Origin of the sequence: Glycomyces sp. TRM65418 (assembly GCF_019710475.1) — a bacterium.
Lineage (GTDB): Bacteria > Actinomycetota > Actinomycetes > Mycobacteriales > Micromonosporaceae > Glycomyces.
Map to the genome: position 1 here is coordinate 264,516 of NZ_JAJFAX010000006.1, position 19,856 is coordinate 284,371.

Below are 19,856 nucleotides of genomic sequence, written 5' to 3' on the forward strand. Positions count from 1 at the left end.
GCGATGCTCGTCCGCTGTCAGTTCAGGAAGGGCTTACCACCCGGCCGCCGAGGTTCGGTGACTCCAGCAGATTGCGAAGCACCACGACGGCGCCGCCGATCGCCGCGGCGAGGGAAACGTCGTCAGCGAGGTCCACACGCACGTTGTGCACATGGCGCATGAACACCGACTCGTCGAGCAACTCCTGAACGGCGTCCCGGTAGATCGGCCCGATATCGGTGAAGGCGCTCCCGGCGAGCACGACCCGACCCACGTCGAAGAGGTTCACCAGGGTCACGGCCGCGATCCCCATCATCTGCGCCGAAGCATCGATGAGCGCGGCCGCGTCCGGGTCGCCGGCGATCGCCGCGCGCCCGATGCGCTTGAAATCGGTGAGCGGATCGCTGCCGAGTCCGAGGCGTGAGGCCAGCGCACGATCTCCCAGGGCGCGGTCGACGACCGCTATCGACCCGGCGACGGAGTCGAGGCAGCCGCGGTTGCCGCAGTCGCATCGCGGTCCGAAGGCATCGACGGAGATATGGCCGAGCTCCAGGCCGTTCGACGTCACTCCGCGGTAGGGGAATCCGTCGAGGATGACGCCGGATCCGATGCCGCCCGACATGAAGACCACGGCGAAGCTCGATGGTGCGCCCGCAAGCGTGTGCACCCCGATGCCCGCAGCGGTGGCGTCGTTCTCGATCGCCACAGGCAGGCCGGTCGCCTCGGCCAGGGTCGCCGCCAGCGGGTACCCGAGCCATTCGCGGGTCGGCTGCGGGGTGAGCAGGACACCCTGGTCGCGGTCCTGCGGCCCGTAGGTCGCGAGGCCGATGCCGAGCACATCGGAGGGGGCGACGGCTGCGGAGTCCAGCATGGCCCGCACGTGTTCGGCGAACTCCACCACGACCTCGGCAGGTTGGCGCTCACCGGGGGCCGGCAAGGCCTGTTGCGCAAGGACGCGGCCGGCCAGGTCCACGACCACGCCCATCGCCGCGAACGAGTCGAACTGGATGCCGACCATGTAACAGGCCTCCGGTCGGAGTCCGAGGAGGCGGCGCGGCGTTCCGCCGTTCGAGCGAGCGGTGCCGACCTCGTGCACGAAGCCGAGGGTGATGAGTTTGCGGACGGCGTGCGTCATGGTGGCCTGGGTGAGACCGGTCGCCTCGGCGAGCTCGACTCGACTGACCGCGGATCGCTCCCGGATGAGGTCGAGGACCGCGGCCAGGGTCGGCACGCGACTTTCCGATCCGAACGATCTCAACACATGCTCCCTACTGGATGGCCCGCTGGGCTGCAGCGTTCAACATACTCGGCCGCCTTTTCCACCGGAATCCGTCTCGGTGTCGCTCTCGGCCGGACATCACCGGGAATGAAGACCGGCGAATGATTCTTGACAAGCTAAATTTAGCTGATTAATAATGATTGCGGCGTCTTGGCGACGCTACCCCTCGGCTCCCCGGGCAGGCTGTCCCGGACGTGAAAGGACGACGATGTCGCCGCTCAACAGCACCCTGCGCAACGTCCGGGCGGGAGCCCCGCAAGGCTTCGTGCCGACCATCCGGAGGACCGCATCGTGATCGAGTTCGAGGCGGCACTCGTGCCGGAACCTTCTCCGTCTCCGCCTCCCGTGCAGCTCACGGACGGTCTGGCTTTCGGCGTCGACTACAACCCCGAGCAGTGGGACCGCGCGACCTGGGACGAGGACGTGCGGCTCATGCGCGAGGCCTGCGTCAATCTCGTGTCGCTCGGCATCTTCGCCTGGGGCACTGTAGAGACCGCGGACGGCATCCGCGACTGGTCATGGATGGACGAGATCGTCGACCTGCTGCACGGCACCGCCATCGGGATCGACCTCGCCACCACGACCGCCGCGTCGATCTCGATGCGTATGACCTCGTCATCGTCCCCACGCTCATGGTGGTCGACGACGATGCCGCCGAACGGCTGCGCGCCGTCCCTGAACGAGGCGGCACCCTCCTGGTCACCTACCTCTCCGGTATTTGCGGCGAGGACGGAAAGGTGATCACCGGTGGCTTCCCTGGCGCGTTCCGTGACGTGTTGGGCGTCCGGTGCGACGAGTTCTATCCGCTGCAAGAGGGCGAGCAGGTCACGCTCGAGGACGGCGCTCTCGTGGAGGACTGGACCGAGCGCGTGTACCTCGACAGCGCCGAGCCGATCGTCCGGTACGCGTCGAGCTCCCTCGCCGGCGGCCCCGCCGTCACCCGCCGCCAGGTGGGCAACGGCACGGCCTGGTACGTGTCGGCCCCGCTGCAGCCCGAGGCGGTCGACCGCATCGTGGAGAGGCTCGTCGAGGAGGCCGACCTGCTGCGGATCCTGGAGGCCGATCCCGGCTTGGAAGCCGCGCGCCGTATCGGCCCTGACTGCTCATACCTGTTCCTGCTCAACCACACCGACACTGAACGGGCAGTCACGGCGGAGGGCCTTGACCTGCTCTCCGGCACCCGAGTCGGGCCCGCGGGTGGCGTCCGCGTCGTGCGCGAACCGGACCGGTCCACCGGGAACCCCACGCCGGCAACCTGACCCGCCCTCGACCCGTATCCGCGGGTCCCAGTACGACCATGTCCCACCGACTTGAGGATTTCCCATGACGTACCTGCCGTCGACCTTCCGCGCCCTCCACGAGGGCTGGACCCTCACCGCCGCAGACCTCCCCGCCGACGCCCCTGAAGTAGCCGCCGCGCCGCTCGCCACCGGCATTCCGGCCGCCGTCCCGGGCGAGGCCCACCTCGACCTGCGCCGGGCCGGGCTCATCGCCGACCCGTTCGACGGCGACAACGAATCTGCTCAACAATGGATCGGCGACACCGCGTGGCGCTTCACCACCGACTTCGACTGGAACGACGACGGGTCGGCGCGCCACGACCTGGTCGCCCACGGCCTCGACACGGTCGCCGCCGTCGAACTCAACGGCAACGAGATTTGGCGCACCGAGAACATGCACCGCTCCTACCGCTGGGACGTGCGACACCTGCTCCGCGAAGGCGAGAACACGCTCGCGGTCACCTTCGCCGCGCCGGTGCCCGAGGCGCAGGCCCGAGCGGACCGGGACGGCGCGCTGCCGCGCGTCAATCACCACGAGTACAACCAGATCCGCAAGATGGCCTGTTCATTCGGATGGGACTGGGGCATCGACGTGGCCGGGGCCGGGATCTGGAAGCCGATCGGTATCGACTCCTGGTCGGGAGTGCGCATCGCGTCCGTGCGGCCGCTGGTGGACGTGGTCGACCGCGACGGTGGCCACGACGGAGTCCTGACGGTCCACGTCGACATCGAACGCGCCGAAGGGAACGCGGCCGTGGACCTGTCGGTCACGGTCGCTTGCCCCGACGGTGGGACCCTGCGGGTTCCAGGTGTCGTCGCGGCGGGTGCGACCACGGCGGTGCTGACCGTTTTGGTGCCGGACGTGCAGCGGTGGTGGCCGGTCGGGTACGGCGAACAGCCCCTGTACGAAGTGGAGGTCGAAGCCGGCGCCGCCGGTTGGTGCGGACGCGTCGGCTTCCGCACGGTGGAGCTCGACACCGGCCCCGACGATGCCGGGTCCCGGTTCGTTCTGAAAGTCAACGGCGAAGCCATCCTGGTACGCGGCGTCAATTGGATTCCCGACCACGCCTTCCTGACCGAGATCGACCGCGACCGGTACGCCCGCCGAGTTGCCGACGCCCTGGAGGCCAACGTCAACCTGCTGCGCGTGTGGGGCGGCGGCATCTACGAGTCCGATGACCTCTACGACCTCGCCGACGAGCGTGGGCTGCTCATGTGGCAGGACTTCCCGTTCGCCTGCGCCGCCTACAGCGAGGACGAGCCGATGCGCGCCGAGGTCGAGGCCGAGGCCCGCGAGAATGTCACCCGTCTTAGCCCGCACCCCTCGCTCGTACTGTGGAACGGCAACAATGAGATTCACGCCGCTTGGGCCGGTTGGGGTTGGGCCGGCCGGCTCAACGGCCGGCCTTGGGGCGACGCCTACTATTCCGACCTGCTCCCTCGTCTGGTCGCCGAGCTCGACGGCACCCGCCCCTACACCCCGTCGAGCCCGTTCTCCTTCGGCGACTACCGCGATCCCGACGACCCGCGGTACGGCTCGGTCCACATCTGGGACGTGTGGAACCGCGAGGACTACACCATGTACGCAAAGTACCGGCCGCGGTTCGTCGCGGAATTCGGTTTCCAGGCCCCGCCCGCGTGGTCGACCCTCGTCTCGGCGGTGCACGACGAGCCGCTCGACCCGTTCGGCGCGGAGATGTCGGTCCACCAGAAGGCGAACCTCGGCAACGCCAAACTCCAGCGCGGCTGGCAGGGCCATCTGCCCGATCCTGAGTCCATCGAGGACTGGCACTGGACGACCCAGCTCAACCAGGCGCACGCGATCCGGTTCGGGGTCGAGCACTTCCGCTCGCTCTCGCCCCACAACACTGGCACGATCCTCTGGCAGCTCAACGACAACTGGCCCGTGGTCTCGTGGGCCGCCGTCGACTACAACGAACACCGGAAACCGCTGTGGCACGCCCTGCGCGACGCCTACGCGCCGCGCCTGGCCACCCTGCAGCTCCGCGCGTCCGACCGGGCTCGATCCGGGGCCTGGGAGGGGACCGAACCCGAGCCCGACGCGCTCGTGCTCGTACTGGTCAATGACACCGGCGAGCCCTACGCCGGCACGTTCACCATCACCCGCGAGGCCTTCGACCGCACCGTGCTCGCCAAGGCCGTCGTCGAGGCGCGAGCGCCGGCCCGCGGTGCCGCCACGATCACCGTGCCGGCCGAGGTCGCCGCGTTCGACGACCCGCGCGCCGAGGTGATCGCGGCCGTCCCCGACGACAGCGACGCGGGATTCGCGACCGCGCTCCGCTACGGCGCCGAAGTGGTCGACCAGATCCTCGATCCGAGTCCGCTGCTCGTCGAGGCCGTGGCGTCCGACGGTGGCTGCGTGCTGCACGTGACCGCGGCATCGCTCGCCCGGGACGTGTTCTGCCATGCCGACACCGTCGACCCACTTGCGCGAGCGGACAGGGGGATGGTCACACTGCTCGCCGGACAGTCCGCCGCGATCCGGATCGAATCACCGGCAGGCAGCGACCCGCAGGACTTCGCCGCGGCTCTGCGCTGCGCCAACGACCTGCTTTAGCCACGGGATTCCGGCCCGTCCGGTTCGTACCGGGCGGGCCGCTCCACGGTCACCGCTGGAGGCTGCGGCTGGCAAGCGGGCTGTCGCGGCTGTATTCTTGCCGCCATGCGCTCTCACGGTCTGCTTCCCCCGCCCGCCGTCTAAGGCGGGCTTCGAACCTCACTGACGTACCGGGCACGGCCCGGTACGAGTTTGTATTGCGCCCGCAGACGAAGGCCATCTTCCGCTTCGCTCTTCTGGGGAACGCAACTTGCAGACCACCACCGAAACCTTGGCGCGCCCGCGCGCCCGACAGCGGGCCGCCGCACGCCGCGGCCTGATCTTCCTCACCGTCACCGGCCTCGCCTGGGGCACCACCGGGCCGGTATCCGACCTCGTCTACCGCTCCAGCGACATGGGGCCGATCGCCCTGTCGTTCTGGCGGCACCTCGCCGGCATGGTCCTGCTCCTGGCAGTCATCGCCGTGCTTCGCAGGCGCGGCGGTCGGACCTCCCGGGCCCGAGGCGGGCGCTCTCGCCTCGCGACCCTCTGCGGCCTCGGGGTCGCCATGGCGGTCTTCCAGACCGGCTATTTCATGGCCGTCGACCTCACCGGCGTCGCAGTCGCCACCATCATTACGCTCGGATCCGGTCCGATCCTGACCGCGATCGGCGGTCGGGTCTTCCTGGGCGAACGGATCGGTCTGGGCGCGGTGGCGGCCATCGCCGGAGCCCTGACGGGCCTGGCCGTCCTGGTCGGCGGCAATGGCGAGGGCGTCGTCGAACCCGCCGGTGTCGCGCTCTCGGTCCTGTCGGCGGCCGGGTACGCCGCGTTCACGCTGATCGGCCGCAGGCTCGGTGAGCGGGGCGAGGACCCGTTCACTCTGACGGTGTGGGCGTTCGGGATCGGTGCGGCAGTGCTCGTGGTTCCGGCGGCACTTGAAGGGCTCGTCCCGCCGATGGACCAGCTCGCGCACGTTGCGGCGTTGATCGGTTACCTGGCGGTGTTCACGACCGCGCTCGCGTACCCGTTCTACTTCGCCGGTGCGGCGAGGGTGCGGGCGACGACCGCCTCGGTGATGATGCTGTTGGAGCCGGCCACGGCGGCGGTGCTCGCGGTGGCGTTCCTGGGCGAGCCGCTTACCGTCGCGACGGCCTCCGGGGCGCTGATCATGCTGGGGTCGATCGCGGCGTTGGCCGTAGTCGAGTCACGGGCGTAGCCGGTCGGACGGAATGCCGGGCGCTTTCGGTGTTCCGTCCGACCGCGGTCCGCGAGGCGCGAATCGGCCAGTTGCCCGATCTACTGGAATTCTGAGCGAATCGGCAGGAGACGTAAGTCGTGGCTGGCTATGGTTCGGCGCATGAACGGACACACACCGAACACCGCAGTGAAGACGCTGACCCGCCGCACGGTCATGAACCGTTCTCTGCTCTTGGGCGGGGTGTCAGCAGTGGCGATCATGTCGGGTTGCTCGGGTGACACCACCGCCGAAGAGGAGACCACCGATGCTCCCACAGGGGGAATGCCCGACGGCGGCCAAGGCGGTCCCGGCGGATCGGAAGCGATCACCTATGACGACTTCGTGGGAGTCACCACCGACGGCACTGTCATAGACGATCTCTACGAGATCCACTCGACCGGGGTGAGCACCGCGGGTGTGATCGCCGCTGCGACGGCGATGCTGGCGGGGTTCAGCGATGAGCAGCGGGAGGCGACGCTCTACGACGTGGAGTCGGACCAGTGGTTCGACTGGTCGAACATCCACAACTACGAACGCAACGGCGTCACCATGGCCGACCTCGACGACGACCAGAAGCAGCTGGTGTTCGATCTCATCGGAGCGGGGCTCTCGGCCGACGGGCTCACGATCTCGCAGAACATCATGAAGCTCAACCAGTACGCCGGCGACGCCATGGGCCAGACCGACCAGTTCAACGAGGACGCCTACTACATCACTGTGATGGGCACACCGTCTGATACGGACCCGTGGGGCTGGCAGTACCAGGGCCACCACCTCGTGATCAATTACTTCGTCCTCGGGGACCAGGTGGTCATGAGCCCGACGTTCATGGGCACCGAGCCTGCCGAGGGTACCTACGACGGCGAGGACATCGTGCTGTTCACCGAGCACGCTGACGCCGGGCTGGCCCTGGTCAACGCCCTCGACGATGATCGGCGGTCGGTTGCGCTCACCTCTTCGGACAAGGGGAGCGCGAACGAGGTGGCAGGCGCGGGAGGCGACAACACGGAGGTCCCCTACGAGGGACTTCAGGCCTCGGAGATGACCGACGACCAGCGCACCCTCCTCCTCGCCTTGTGCGCGGTCTACATCAACAACCTCGACGAGGGCCATGCCGAAATCCGCATGGACGAGATCGAGGCGCATCTCGACGACACCTACTTCATGTGGGTGGGGGAGACCGAGGAGGACTCGGTCTTCTACTACCGCATCCAGTCCCCGGTGGTGCTCATCCAGTACGACGCACAGTCGCCGGGACCGGCCGCGGCCTCGTACGGGTCCGAGCAGGGCGGCAGCCCGACCCGTCAGCACATCCACACGCTGGTGCGGACGCCGAACGGCAACGACTACGGGATGGACCTGTTGCGACTTCACCTCGAACTCGACCACTAGCGAAACGGTGCCGGTCGGCGCAGCCGAGCGGACCGGCACCGTCGCGGCCACTGCTGGCGGATCGAGACGACCGTCCACGGTTGTAGGACCAGCTCGAAGGCCAGCCGTCCGTCCGCGTCGGCTCGCCGAGTCTCGGAACCGGTGGCCCTGGCCGCCTGACGCCGTTCGGCGGCCTCTTCGCGAGTGGGCGGCTCGGGCGAGTCGAGCGCCTTCCACGCGCCGACCGCGTCCCCCTTTCCCGGAGCCACGCCCTCCACCAGCGCCTCGGCCCCGGCGGGAGCCCGCTGAGCGTTCGCGGTCTTCCCAGAGCGAGGGTCTGATCGGCGATCTCGCGCCCGGGCGTGGACATCGGGACGGCCAGCGGCATCTCGTCGGGGTAGTGGTGGGCCAGCCCGGAGATCCTGCCGCTCTGGGAATTTCGACGAGGTCACCGCTCAGGCCTTCGCGCACCCGGCTCTGCTGCACGACCAGGCCGACTTCAATCGCGTGAAGTCGCTCATCGCCTCCGGCGACTCGCTCGCCACGCAGACCTGGCAGCTGGTGCAGGGCAGCCCACTCGCCCGCCTCAGTCGTGCGCCGCGCCCCACCGCCGCGGTCATCCGCGGTGGGACGGGCCGGAACTACGGCCAGTTCATGCCCGACGTCCACGCCATGTACCAGAACGCGCTGACCTGGAGGATCAGAGGGGACACCGCCCACGGCAACGAGGGCCGTGACATCGCTAATGCCTGGTCGGGCAGCTTGCAGGCCCTCGGCGGCAACGCGCACCGGTTTCTCATGGCGGGCACCCAGGGCTGGCGGCTCGCCAACGTCGGCGAGCTCCTGCGCGGCTACCCCGGCTTCGATCTCGGCTGCTTCCAGTCGATGCTGGGGAACATCTTCTACCCGATGAACAACGACTTCCTCGTCAGCCACAATGGCGCCTGCGATACCCACTACCGCGTGAACTGGGACACCTGCGACATGGCGTCGGTCTTCGCCATCGGGTCGTTCTTGGACGACCAGGGCATGGTGAACCAGGCCGTGAACTACTTCCACGGCGGTGTGGGCAACGGCTGCATCTACCGCGCCGCGAACTCCATGCACGAGAACAACCGCTACTACCAGGGGGAGGAGTCCGGCCGCGACCAAGTGCACACCATGGGCGGTTTCGGCTGGATGACGGTGCTGTGTGAGATGGCGTGGAAGCGCGGCATCGACCTGTACGGCACCGACGGGAACCGTTACGCCAAGGCGGCGCACTACATCGCCCGCTACAACGGCGGAACGAGCGTGCCCTGCACCTCCTACTCCTGGCAGCAGCGCACCAACTGTTCCTGGAAGACCGAGGCGACGATCGGCTCGTGGCAACGGGGCGACACAAGCCCGATCTGGGGCATGGTCCGGACCACTTGGTGAACCGCCCCTGCCTTGACGTCCCCTATGTCGTCTCCTACGCCGACGGGCTCGGTGTTGAGAACGGCGGCGGTTACCGCGGCAACACCAGCGGCGGGTACGACCACCTGGGTTTCGGCACACACACCTTCCGGTGACCGGCATCCCGGCTTGACCGACCGCGCGAGAGAGGAAGGGCGCGCCCAGCCGGAGGCACCCTTCCTTCCGTCGGCCGCCACGAGGTACTTGATCGACTTAAGAAAGTTCCGCCGAAGTACTTGACGAGATTAAGTAGATAGAAGATGATCGATTTAATCTGGGAGCGCTTCCCTCACGGCGATCCGAAGGAATGAACAAATGCGACTCAGCAGCAGCAATCGAAAACGCCTGGCGTCCACGGCGGTCACGACGACCGCGATGATCGCCGCGGCGATCGGCCTTGCCACGGCGAACCAGGCCTCGGCGCAAGAAGGATGCGAGGTCGACTACCGCGTGCTCAGCTCCTGGAGCTCGGGATTCCAGGCCAGCGTGAGCATCACCTCCGGCGACGCGATCGACGGCTGGGACATCGGGTGGACCTTCCCGGAAGGCACGACCGTTACCAGCGCCTGGAACGTGGACTGGAACCAGACCGGTGGCGTCTTCTCCGGCACCGACGTCGGCTGGAACGGCTCCATCGCGGCAGGGCAGACTCGTCAAGTCTTCGGCTTCATCGGCTCGGGTTCCACCGCGGCCCCCACCGGACTCACCGTCAATGGTGTCGCGTGCGGCGAGCAGGGCGAGCCCTCCGAGACGCCCACCGACCCCACGACGGACCCCACCTCCGAGCCGCCCGGCGGTACCCCGAGCGCCCTGCACGCCGAAGGCAACGAACTCGTCAACGAGTCCGGCGAAACGGTGATCCTCAACGGCTTCAACCGCACCGGCACGGAGTGGCCGTGCATCCACGGCTGGGGCTTCATCGACGGCCCCAGCGACGACGCCGCGATCGACCTCATGGCCTCATGGGAGCCCAACGCCATCCGCGTGCCGATGAACCAGCAATGCTGGCTCGGCTACGGCGAGACCGTTCCGGAGTGGACCGGCGAGAACTACCGCGCCTTCATCGAGGACTGGGTGACCCGCCTGACCGAGGCCGGGATCTACGTCATCCTCGACTTGCACTGGAGCTCGCCTGGAACCGAACCCGCCGAGGGGCAGCAGCAGATGGCCGACGCCGACCATTCCCCGGACTTCTGGACCTCGGTGGCCGAGCGCTTCAAGGACAACCCCGCGGTCCTCTACGACCTGTACAACGAGCCGCACGACATCTCTGACGAATGCTGGAGGGACGGCTGCACCGTCGACGCGGGCTGGGAGGCCGCCGGCATGCAGGACCTCGTCGACGCCGTGCGCTCGACCGGCGCGACCCAACCGGTGGTCGTCACCTGCAACTGGTGGGGCAACGGCTGCGGCGGCTATCTCGACTACATGCCGAGCGACCCCGAGGACAACCTCGTCGCCAGCGTCCACGTCTACGAGCAGACCGGCTGCAACACGCAGGTCTGCTGGGACGCCGACATCGCGCCGATCGCCGCCGAGGTCCCGACGATGTTCGCCGAGTTCGGCGACGCCGGCTGCAACCACGACTGGAGCGACCTGCTCATCGACTGGGCTGACGCCCGCGGCATCGGCTGGACCGCCTGGAGCTGGTACCCCAGCTGCGATATGCCGGGCCTGATCAGTGACTGGGACGGCACGCCGACCGGCTACGGCGAAGGCATCAAGGAGGCGCTCGCCAACCGGCCCTGACTCGAACCTCGATACGGCGGGCCGTCCCTCGCGGGGGCGGTCCGCCGCTGCATGTTCGCCACGCGGCGGTGAGCGCCGTGGCCTGAGATGCGGAGGAGCGATCGCGTTGCCACTGAGGTTCGCAGAATCCTTGCATCTATGTATGTCGATGTGATTAATTTACCTAGTTAGTAAATTAATGCTCCCATCGAAGGAGGCCTGCGGTGGCCAAACTCCGTTCACTGCTCATCCTGCTGGTCGCCGGCTTGACGGCGGTCATCGGCGGTGTCGTCGCCAGCCCGGCACAGGCGGCGACGACTTGCGACGCGTTCGGTTCGATCACGCAGGGCAAGTACTGGCTCAACAACAACCTGTGGGGCCAGGGCTCCGGCAGCGGCTGGCAGTGCGTCAGCGACAACTACACCAGCGGCGACACCATCGGCTGGTCCACCGACTGGTCCTGGAACGGCGGCGAGAACAGCGTCAAGTCCTACGCCAGTGCGGTCCTCGGCTGGCACTGGGGCTGGAAGAACCCGAACAGCGGCCTTCCTGTGCGGCTTTCGGGATCCCAAGACGTGACGTCCAGTTGGGACTTTCAGGTCTCCAGCAACCCCGGCACCATGAACGTCGCCTACGACATGTGGCTGCACGAGCGCCCCGACCCCACCTACGAGCACAACCCCACCGACGAGATCATGATCTGGCCCTACAGCTCCGGCGGCGCGGGCCCGATCGGCAACGTGGTCGCCAACGTGACCATCGACGGCGTCAACTGGAACCTCCACCGGGGCAACATCGGCTGGAACGTATTCTCGTTCGTCGCCACGAGCAACCGCACCTCGGTCGACCTCAACCTCAGCAGTTTCCTCGACAACCTCGTCACCCGCGGCTGGGTCCCGGACAGCAAATACCTCACCAGCGTCCAAGCCGGCACTGAGGTCTTCCACGGCACCGGCACGCTCACTACCACCGCCTACTCGGTGAACGTCGGGAGCGGGAGCCCCGGCGGCTCCGACTCCGGGGTGATCGCCAGGCACTCGGGCAAGTGCCTCGACGTCATCGGCGCCTCGACGGCCGACGGCGCCGAGGTCGCCCAATACACCTGCAGCGGCGGCGCCAACCAGCAGTGGCGGCTCCAAGACGCGGGAGGCGGCTACGTGCGACTCGTCGCCGGCCATTCGGGCAAATGCCTTGACGTGGAGGGCGCCTCGACCGCCAACGGCGCCAGGATCCTCCAGTGGTCCTGCAACAGCGGGGCCAACCAGCAATGGCAGGTCCAGGACGCCGGAGGCGGCTACAGCCGACTGATCGCGCGTCATTCGGGCAAATGCATCGACATCGCAGGCAGCTCGACCGCAGACGGCGTCCGGCTCACCCAGTGGGACTGCGGCTCAGGGCAAAACCAGCAGTGGGCTATCAGCTGACACCGGACGAACCCGGCGGCGCGGGCATGATCCCCGTCCGCACCGTCGCTCCACCCAGCCATCGCATTCATCGATTCTCCTCGAGAGGTCCACTGTGAATCGCCTACGTTCCCTGATCACTCTGATGACCACGGCTTCGCTGGCCGTCATCTTCACCGTCGTCGCTCTGCCCTCGGCCGCGCAGGCCGACACGTGCGGCGGCTACTACTTCAAGTACTTCCCCACCTCGGGCAGCATCTCGACCTGGTGCGACAACGCCGACAGCTGGGGCGTCAACGCCCCCGACGGCACCGGATACGTCGCCCAGGTCTACGGCGAGGACTGGGGGACCTGGTCTCCCGGCACGGTCCTCCCCAAGCGGCTCAACGCCATCCCCTCCACCGCCACCACCTGGTTCTCGCAGTCCTCGTCGCCCGCATCGGACGCCGGCTTCAACTCGACCTACGACATCTTCATCGATCCGCAGGCCGCACCGCAGGGCCGCAACTCGCTCAACGAGATCATGATCTGGCTGAGCTACTCCCGCAACAAGCCGCTATCCGACAACTGGGACTCCGCCGGCAACCCGGTGCCGTGGGCCACGAACGTCGGTCTCGGGGGCCGCCAGTGGGACGTGTACCTCTACCACTGGCCCAACGGCGGCCTGACGATGTCCTATCTCGACCGAGCCAACAGCGGCTGGTGGTCGGGCAGCCTCTCGCCGTTCTTCAACCACGGCATTGCGAACGGCTGGTACAGCGGCAACGACTACCTCAACAGCATCCAGGCCGGTTGGGAGTTCGGCCACGGCAACTACAGCGCCTCCTCCTGGGGAGTCGCCGGATTCTGACCCCGCGGCCGGTGCCCTCCGGGGCGCCGGCCGCCGAACCTCACGACTGCCCGCGGAGCACGCGGGCCCACCGACCCGAATCAGGAGTGCGTGTCATGCGCAGAACCCTCGCCCTGCTGCTGTCTGGGCTCATCACGGCTATCACAGTCCCCTTCCTACTCGTCAGCGCACCCCCGGCACAGGCGCTCGACAACGGACTGGCCCTCACACCGCAGATGGGCTGGAACAACTGGAACACCTTCGGCTGCGACATCAACGAGACCCTGGTCCGCCAAACCGCGGACCTCCTCGTCTCCAGCGGCATGGCCGCCGCCGGATACGAGTACGTCAACATCGACGACTGCTGGATGGAATGGGAACGCGACTCCGGCGGCAACCTCGTCGCTGACCGCGACAAGTTCCCCAGCGGCATGAAGGCCCTCGCCGACTACGTCCACAGCAAGGGCCTCAAGCTCGGCATCTACTCCTCGGCGGGGACGACCACCTGCGCCGGATTCCCCGCCAGCCTCGGCAACGAGCGGCGCGACGCCGCCCTCTGGGCCTCCTGGGGCATCGACTACCTCAAATACGACAACTGCGGCGACCACCAGGGCCGCTCCGCGCAAGACCGGTACACCGCGATGCGCGACGCGCTCGCGGCCACGGGCCGCCCGATCCTGTTCAGCCTGTGCAACTGGGGCCAGCACAACGTCTGGACCTGGGGCGACGCCGTGGGCAATTCCTGGCGCACCACCGGCGATATCACCGACAACTGGAGTTCGGTGATGAGCATCCTGGACCAGCAGGTCGGCAAGGACTCTTACGCCGGACCCGGCGGTTGGAACGACCCCGACATGCTCGAGGTCGGCAACCCGGGCCTGTCCGACACCGAGTCGCGCGCCCACTTCAGCCTCTGGGCGCTGCTGAACGCGCCTCTGCTGGCGGGCAACGATCTCCGGTCGATGTCGGAGGCGACCCACACCATCCTGACCAACACCGAAGTCATCGGCGTCAATCAGGACTGGGGCGGACGGCAGGGCCACAAGATCAGCGACAGCGGCAACCTCGAAGTCTGGCGCAAACCCATGTCCGACGGCTCGGTCGCGACGGTGCTCCTCAACCGCGGCGGCAGCACTTCGACCGTGTCCACGACCGCCAGTGCGCTCGGCCTCGGCAGCGCCGACTTGTACCGGGTGCGAGACCTCTGGTCGCACACGACCAGCACCTCGGCCGGCACGATCAGCGCCTCCGTCCCCGCCCACGGTGCGGCGATGTACATCGTGACCGGCGGCGGCATCACCGAACCCACAGACGGCGCCGTTCGCGGCGAGACCTCGGGGCGATGCCTTGACGTGACGGGCGCATCTCAGGCCAGCGGTACCGCCGTCGTCATCTGGGACTGCAACGGCCAGACGAACCAGGCCTGGACCAGCACTGCCGCCCAGGAGCTCCGTGTCTACGGGAACAAGTGCCTCGACGTCTCAGGAGGCGCCACCGCGAACGGCAGTCCCGTGATCATCTGGGACTGCAACGGCCAAAGCAACCAGCAGTGGCGATTCAACGGCGACGGCACCATCACCGCCGTGGGTGCGAACAAATGCCTCGACGTGACCGGCGGGGCCAGTGCCAACGGCACCCGTGTGGTGATCGGGGACTGCAGCGGTCAGGCCAACCAGCGCTGGAACCGCGCCTGACCCGAGGTGTGCGGCCGTCGCCCGTTCCTCCGTTGCAGATCCGGACCGGAGGACGGGCGGCGGTCGTGCATTGAGGCGCCACGACGTGGTCGCCTAGCCGAGCCCGGCGATGACCTTGGAGGACGCGTGTACGTTAGCGCCATGCCACACCTCCGCGCCGCCACCGATGCGCTCTGGGAGCCCTCGACCAATCCGGCCTCGGTCGCCGTATTCACGACGGTGCTCACCCGGCAGCCGGTGTCCCGCGCCGAGATCGCACGGCTGACCGGGCTGTCCGGGGCCGGGGTCACCAAGACCGCTCGCCCCTTCTTGGCGGCGGGCTACTTCACCGAATCCGCCTCGGGCGCCGACGGTATCGCGAGCGGCCCGGGCCGCCCGACCAGCCCGTTGGCCATCCACGCGGATCGCGAGTACTTCATCGGTGTGAAAGTCACCGGGGACGAGGTGATCGGAGTGGTCACCGACCTGCGGGCGGAGGTGCGCACCGCCGCACACCGCCCCTTGGAGAGTACTGAGCCAGGCGCAGTGGCCGACGCGATCGCCTCAATCGTCAAGGACCTGCGCGGCCGCGACCTGGTGTACCAGAACCGTTGTCGTAGCCTCGGTCTCGCGGTCGCCGGCGACGTGGACCGGCGCACCGGCCTGGTCCGGTACTCACCGTTCCTGGACTGGCACGACATTCCACTCGGCGACATGCTCGGCCGCGCTACCGGCCTCACCACTGTGGTGGAGAACGACGTCAAGGCGCTGGCGATCGCCGAGTGGTGGTTCGGCGAAGGCGCTGGGTCGGACTCCTTCGCCCTGGTCACCGTCGGTTCCGGCATCGGCGGGGCGCTCATGCTCAACGGCGGCATGGTCGCCGGCTCGTACGGGGTGGCGGGGGAGATCGGCCATCTTCCGGTGAGCGGTGAGGAGGCCGTCTGCCAGTGCGGCGGGCGCGGCTGCCTAGAGACGATCGCCTCGGAACGCGCCATCGTGGCCCGAGTGCGCGACGGTGTCGGCGATCCGGACCTCACCATGACCGAGGCCGTTCGCCTGGCCCGGGACGGCGATCCTGCCGCCCACGCCGCGTTCGACGAAGCCGGGCACGCAATCGGACTGGCTCTCGCCACCGTGGCCACCTTGGTCGGCCCGGAGCTGATCATCGTCTCCGGTGAAGGACTGGCCGCCTACGACCTCTTCGCCGACCAAGTGCAGCGAACCTTCACCGCGAACGCTTTCGGCGCCGCGGGCCGGTGCGCGCTGGTGGTCCGGCCGCTCCCCTTCGAAGAATGGGCGCGGGGCGCCGCGGCCGCCAGCATCCAGGCCCTCTTCTCTCCCACCCGCCACTGACCCGGCTGTATGGCGGCTGACCGCTTCCAGCGGCCTTTCGGAGCGAAACGGTTAGGGTGCTGTCATGCCTACTCCCACACAGCAGTTCGGCCCCTTGGGCCCGACCCGGGACGGCTGGGCCCAGGCCGCGATCGCACTCTGCGCGCCCGCAATACGTTCAGCCGCACGCGGGCCGGAGCGTCAGCCGGTGACCATGAGCAACCACGACCGGAACGCCAGCTGGTTCGAGTGCCTCGTTCGTCCTCTATGGGGCCTGGCGGCCGCGGCAGCAGGCGGCTTCGGCGCTCCTGAGCTGTGGACCGACGTCAGGAACGCGCTGGCTGCTGCCACCGACCCCTCCCATTCCTGGTACGTCGGCGATCCCGGCCGAGGATCGCCGCAGATCCTGGTCGAATCGGCCTCGGTCGGGTTCGCGGTCGCCGCGGCGCGCGAGCAGTTGTGGGAACCGCTCACCGGGCCCGAACGCGACCGTCTCGCCGCGTGGCTGGCGAAGGCCTATCGAGGCTCCCCCTTCGACAACAACTGGCGGTTCTTCCCGATCCTCGCAGGGCTTGGGCTCGACGCGGCGGGTATCGACCGCGACCGTTCCATCGAGCGGGCCCATCTGGACCGCCTCGCCGAATTCGCGATCGGCAACGGCTGGTACACCGACGGACCGGGCGGCCGGGTCGACTACTACAACCCCTTCGGCTTCCACTTCTACGGACCGCTCCTCGCGCACCTGACCGGTGACGAGCGGTTCCTCCCTGCCGCATCGCGGTTCGCCGCGCAATTCGCCGAATGGTTCGGCCAGGACGGCGCATCCGTCCCCTATGGGCGAAGTCTCGGCTACCGCTTCGCGGCCGGCTCGTTCTGGGGAGCGCTGCCGTTGGCCGACGCGGCGCCCCTGCCGTGGGCCGAGATCCGCGGATTGGCACAGCGGCATCTGGCATGGTGGTGGGACCGCCCGATCCTCGACGAGTCGGGACGCCTCACCGTCGGCTACGGCTACGCCAACAGCGCCCACGTCGAGCACTATATTTCAGCGGGTTCGCCCTACTGGGCCATGAAGTGCTTCCTTCCGTTGATGACCGAGCTCGATCATCCCTTCTGGACCAGCGAACCGGATGCGCCTGAGCGGGGCAGCGTCACGGTGCACTCGCAGCCGCACGCTCTGGCGGTGATGTCCCGCGACGAGCACGGCGACGTGGTGCGGCTGAACGCTCAGTCGGAGCCGACCTGGGCCAAGGGCGGCCGGGCCGCCTACGCGAAGTTCGCCTACTCCAGCTTGGCCGCGTTCTCGCAGCCGACGGTCGGCAGCGGCTTGGAGTTCGCCGCCCCGGATTCGTCGCTGGTGTTCTCGCTCGACGGCCGGGACTGGCACGGTCGTGCCGATTCCGCGGACGGGACTATCGATGGCGACACCGCCTCGATGGAGTGGAGCCCGCTTCCCGGAGTCGACATCGAGACGGAGCTGGTGGCCCACGGCGGATGGCATCTGCGATTGCACCGCATCCGATGCGCGACTGCCGTCCACATCGGCGAAGGCGGTTGGTGCGTGCCGTGGGGCGACGACGGGAGCGACGAGGCAGCGAGCGAGACCGAGGCGTGGGCGAAGAGCGGCGGTGTCGAGAGCAGGATCCTCGAGCTCCACGGGAACCGCGCCCCGGCGGTCATTCGCCCCGTGCCCGGGACGCACTTGCTGTGGCCGCGCTCAATCCTGCCCGTCCTCACTGGAGTGCTGGCTCCCGGCGAGCATCGCCTGGCCTGCGCGGCCGCCGTGGGCCGCGGCCCGATATGCCCATTCCCGCAGGAGCTCCGCGCCCGGTTCGACGACTGGTGACGGCGACAGGCCGGACGCGGAGGTCACACTGCCCTGGAATCGAGCGTTCATCATTCGATGAAGCGGCGGATCTCCTCGGCCAGCACAGCAGGGGCGGTCAAGTACGCCTCGTGCGCGTGGCCGGGGATGTGGACGAGCCGTGCTTCGGGCATGGCGCCCTGGAGACGCTGCGACGTTTCCAGGAGCAAGGGAGGGCTGAGCTCCCCGGTGACGAGGAGCGTCGGGCAGGTGATCCAGGCGAACCGGTCGAGGTCGTCCCCGAAGCCGTCGATCGCCCGCGGCTCGTGCACCCAGGTGGGCGCCATGGACGCCCGGGCAGCCCACATGGGACTGGCGCTGAACGCCTCGATCGCCTCGTCCGGCATCCGCAGGAAGTTCCGTAGGCAGAATTCGAGGGCCTGTGCGTAGTCGCCCTCGGCCACGAGCTTCTCGTAAGGGGGATGGCGTCCCCGCCGACCGGACCGTGCAGCGGGACCGGGGGGCTCATAGAGGATCAAGGCGGCAGGGGCCTGCCACGGGGCGAGGCCCAGGGTGATGAGCCCGCCGTACGAGTGGCCGAAGAGGATGGTGTCGGGACCTGCGAGGTCGAGCACGGCGGCAATGTCTTCCTGCTCGCGCTTGAAGTCGAATTCGGGGCCGTCCTCGCTGGCGCCGTGGCCGCGGCGGTCGACCGCGTAGGCGGTGAAATGCGGAGCGAGCGCGTCGGCCAGCAGCTGTCAGTCCTGGGCGGGGTTGAGGGCACCGGGGGAGATCACCAGCGGACGCCCTTGCCCGGTGACCGTGGCGGCGATCTTCGTGCCGTCGGCGGAGGTCGCGTAGACCTGTCGAACTGATTCGCTCGTCATGGTGTTCGTCCTCTGCATAGTGGTGATGAGCTGGCAGGTTGGAGGACTGCCGGAAGTCGTACGGTAGGCGTTTTCTAGGCGGATCGCAGCGCTACTGACGCGATGCTCGACTGAGCGGCTCGGTCGCCCGCGAGATGGGTGGCGAGTTCGTGGAGATTCGGCGGTTCGGCGCCATGGCGGGCGCAGGTGAGCGCGGCGACGGCCGCCGCAGTGTCGAGCACTCGGATCACCTGTTTGGGGTTGATGTGGTGCAGGGCATCCCGGTTCCCGCCACCGAGCAGACCTTCGCGGCCCAACTGGTGGAGCATGCCGGCAGTGAAGGCGTCGCCGGCTCCCACGGTGTCGGCGACGTCGACGGTCGGCGCAGGGCGACGGACGAGGCCTTCGCCGGTGAGGGCCAGGCTGCCGTCGCCGCCGAGGGTCACCACCACGATCGCCGGGCCGCGCCCGAGCCAGTCGGCTGCAACGCGCTGCGGTGCCGTTTCTGGGTAGAGCCAGCGCAAGTCCTCGTCGCTGACCTTCACCACGTCCGCCGAAACGACTTGGCGCTCGGTGCGAGCCCGCGCCTCGTCCCTGGACGGCAGTAGTGCGGGACGGATGTTGGGGTCGAAGCTGATGGTGCGGTGCCCCGAGCGCCGCTCGCGCTCGAGCAGCGCTTCCACGACCGTTGCGCCCGGGTCGAGAGAGGTGGCGAGCGAGCCCGTGTGCAGGCACGTGGTCTCGCGGGGGAGATTCAGGGTTTCGGGCAGATCCCAACCGAGGTCGAACTCGTAGCGGGCGCCGCCGTTCGCGTCGAGGACGGCGGTCGCGGTGCCGGTGGCGGCGTCTGAGCCGACCGTGCGCACCTGGACTCCGGAGTCCGTCAGGTGGCTGCGAACGACGGCGCCCTTCGTGTCCTGACCGAGCCGCGTGACCAGCGTGACCGGTTCCTCCAAGCGGGCGAGGCCGAGGGCGACGTTGGCGGGTGATCCGCCGGGGTGCTCCGCGACCGGAGCGGTCGCTCCCTCCCACCTCACCAGGTCGACCAGGCTCTCGCCGATAACTGTGAACATCCGATCTC

At 68.4% G+C, this 19,856-nt stretch carries 17 protein-coding genes; 13 read left to right on the plus strand and 4 right to left on the minus strand.

Features of this window, described 5'->3' with window-relative positions; genetic code table 11:
* Nucleotides 1-22: 22 nt before the first annotated feature.
* Entirely contained in the window at nt 23-997 is a 975-nt protein-coding gene (locus K3N28_RS15515; RefSeq protein ID WP_228093456.1) for an ROK family protein, read from the minus strand.
* A gap of 552 nt (nt 998-1,549) precedes the next feature.
* Here K3N28_RS15515 and K3N28_RS15520 point away from each other — a divergent pair.
* From K3N28_RS15520 to K3N28_RS15580, 13 genes are all read left to right on the plus strand, one after another.
* Complete coding sequence (locus K3N28_RS15520; RefSeq protein WP_228093457.1) at nt 1,550-1,999, plus strand: beta-galactosidase; 450 nt, start codon at nt 1,550-1,552, stop codon at nt 1,997-1,999.
* A complete protein-coding gene (locus K3N28_RS15525; RefSeq protein WP_228093458.1) occupies nt 1,891-2,517 on the plus strand; it encodes a beta-galactosidase trimerization domain-containing protein in 627 nt (208 codons plus the stop codon). The genes K3N28_RS15520 and K3N28_RS15525 overlap by 109 nt, the downstream gene beginning before the upstream one ends.
* Nucleotides 2,518-2,581: 64 nt before the next feature.
* Nucleotides 2,582-5,116 carry a glycoside hydrolase family 2 protein gene (locus tag K3N28_RS15530; RefSeq protein WP_228093459.1) on the plus strand — a complete coding sequence of 845 codons (2,535 nt, stop codon included), beginning with the start codon at nt 2,582-2,584 and terminating at the stop codon, nt 5,114-5,116.
* A 250-nt stretch (nt 5,117-5,366) separates the two neighbouring features.
* A complete protein-coding gene (locus tag K3N28_RS15535; protein WP_228093460.1) occupies nt 5,367-6,314 on the plus strand; it encodes a DMT family transporter in 948 nt (315 codons plus the stop codon).
* 141 nt (nt 6,315-6,455) lie between these two features.
* Entirely contained in the window at nt 6,456-7,727 is a 1,272-nt protein-coding gene (locus K3N28_RS15540; protein WP_228093461.1) for a DUF3500 domain-containing protein, read from the plus strand.
* A 486-nt stretch (nt 7,728-8,213) separates the two neighbouring features.
* A complete protein-coding gene (locus K3N28_RS15545; RefSeq protein WP_228093462.1) occupies nt 8,214-9,125 on the plus strand; it encodes an alginate lyase family protein in 912 nt (303 codons plus the stop codon).
* Nucleotides 9,119-9,259: a hypothetical protein gene (locus K3N28_RS15550; protein ID WP_228093463.1), complete on the plus strand. Its 141-nt coding sequence runs from the start codon at nt 9,119-9,121 to the stop codon at nt 9,257-9,259. Before K3N28_RS15545 ends, K3N28_RS15550 begins: the two co-directional genes overlap by 7 nt.
* Before the next feature lie 199 nt (nt 9,260-9,458).
* Entirely contained in the window at nt 9,459-10,892 is a 1,434-nt protein-coding gene (locus K3N28_RS15555) for a cellulase family glycosylhydrolase (RefSeq protein WP_228093464.1), read from the plus strand.
* Nucleotides 10,893-11,095: 203 nt separating this feature from the next.
* Complete coding sequence (locus K3N28_RS15560; RefSeq protein ID WP_228093465.1) at nt 11,096-12,295, plus strand: RICIN domain-containing protein; 1,200 nt, start codon at nt 11,096-11,098, stop codon at nt 12,293-12,295.
* Between the two features lie 124 nt (nt 12,296-12,419).
* Nucleotides 12,420-13,124 carry a hypothetical protein gene (locus K3N28_RS15565; RefSeq protein WP_228093466.1) on the plus strand — a complete coding sequence of 235 codons (705 nt, stop codon included), beginning with the start codon at nt 12,420-12,422 and terminating at the stop codon, nt 13,122-13,124.
* A 95-nt stretch (nt 13,125-13,219) separates the two neighbouring features.
* Nucleotides 13,220-14,797, plus strand: a complete 1,578-nt coding sequence (locus K3N28_RS15570; RefSeq protein ID WP_228093467.1) for an RICIN domain-containing protein — start codon at nt 13,220-13,222, stop codon at nt 14,795-14,797.
* 141 nt (nt 14,798-14,938) lie between these two features.
* Nucleotides 14,939-16,129 (plus strand): ROK family protein, encoded by a 1,191-nt coding sequence (locus K3N28_RS15575; protein ID WP_228093468.1) that lies wholly within the window; start codon nt 14,939-14,941, stop codon nt 16,127-16,129.
* A gap of 64 nt (nt 16,130-16,193) precedes the next feature.
* Nucleotides 16,194-17,951 carry a DUF2264 domain-containing protein gene (locus tag K3N28_RS15580; protein WP_228093469.1) on the plus strand — a complete coding sequence of 586 codons (1,758 nt, stop codon included), beginning with the start codon at nt 16,194-16,196 and terminating at the stop codon, nt 17,949-17,951.
* 50 nt (nt 17,952-18,001) lie between these two features.
* Here the strand turns inward: K3N28_RS15580 and K3N28_RS15585 are convergent, their stop codons facing one another.
* From K3N28_RS15585 to K3N28_RS15590, 3 genes are all read right to left on the minus strand, one after another.
* On the minus strand, nt 18,002-18,664 hold the full coding sequence (locus tag K3N28_RS15585; RefSeq protein WP_308062170.1) for an alpha/beta fold hydrolase: 663 nt from the start codon (nt 18,662-18,664) through the stop codon (nt 18,002-18,004).
* Nucleotides 18,665-18,667: 3 nt separating this feature from the next.
* On the minus strand, nt 18,668-18,796 hold the full coding sequence (locus K3N28_RS23260; RefSeq protein ID WP_255640281.1) for a hypothetical protein: 129 nt from the start codon (nt 18,794-18,796) through the stop codon (nt 18,668-18,670).
* A gap of 74 nt (nt 18,797-18,870) precedes the next feature.
* Nucleotides 18,871-19,848 (minus strand): carbohydrate kinase, encoded by a 978-nt coding sequence (locus K3N28_RS15590; RefSeq protein ID WP_228093470.1) that lies wholly within the window; start codon nt 19,846-19,848, stop codon nt 18,871-18,873.
* Nucleotides 19,849-19,856 lie beyond the last annotated feature (8 nt).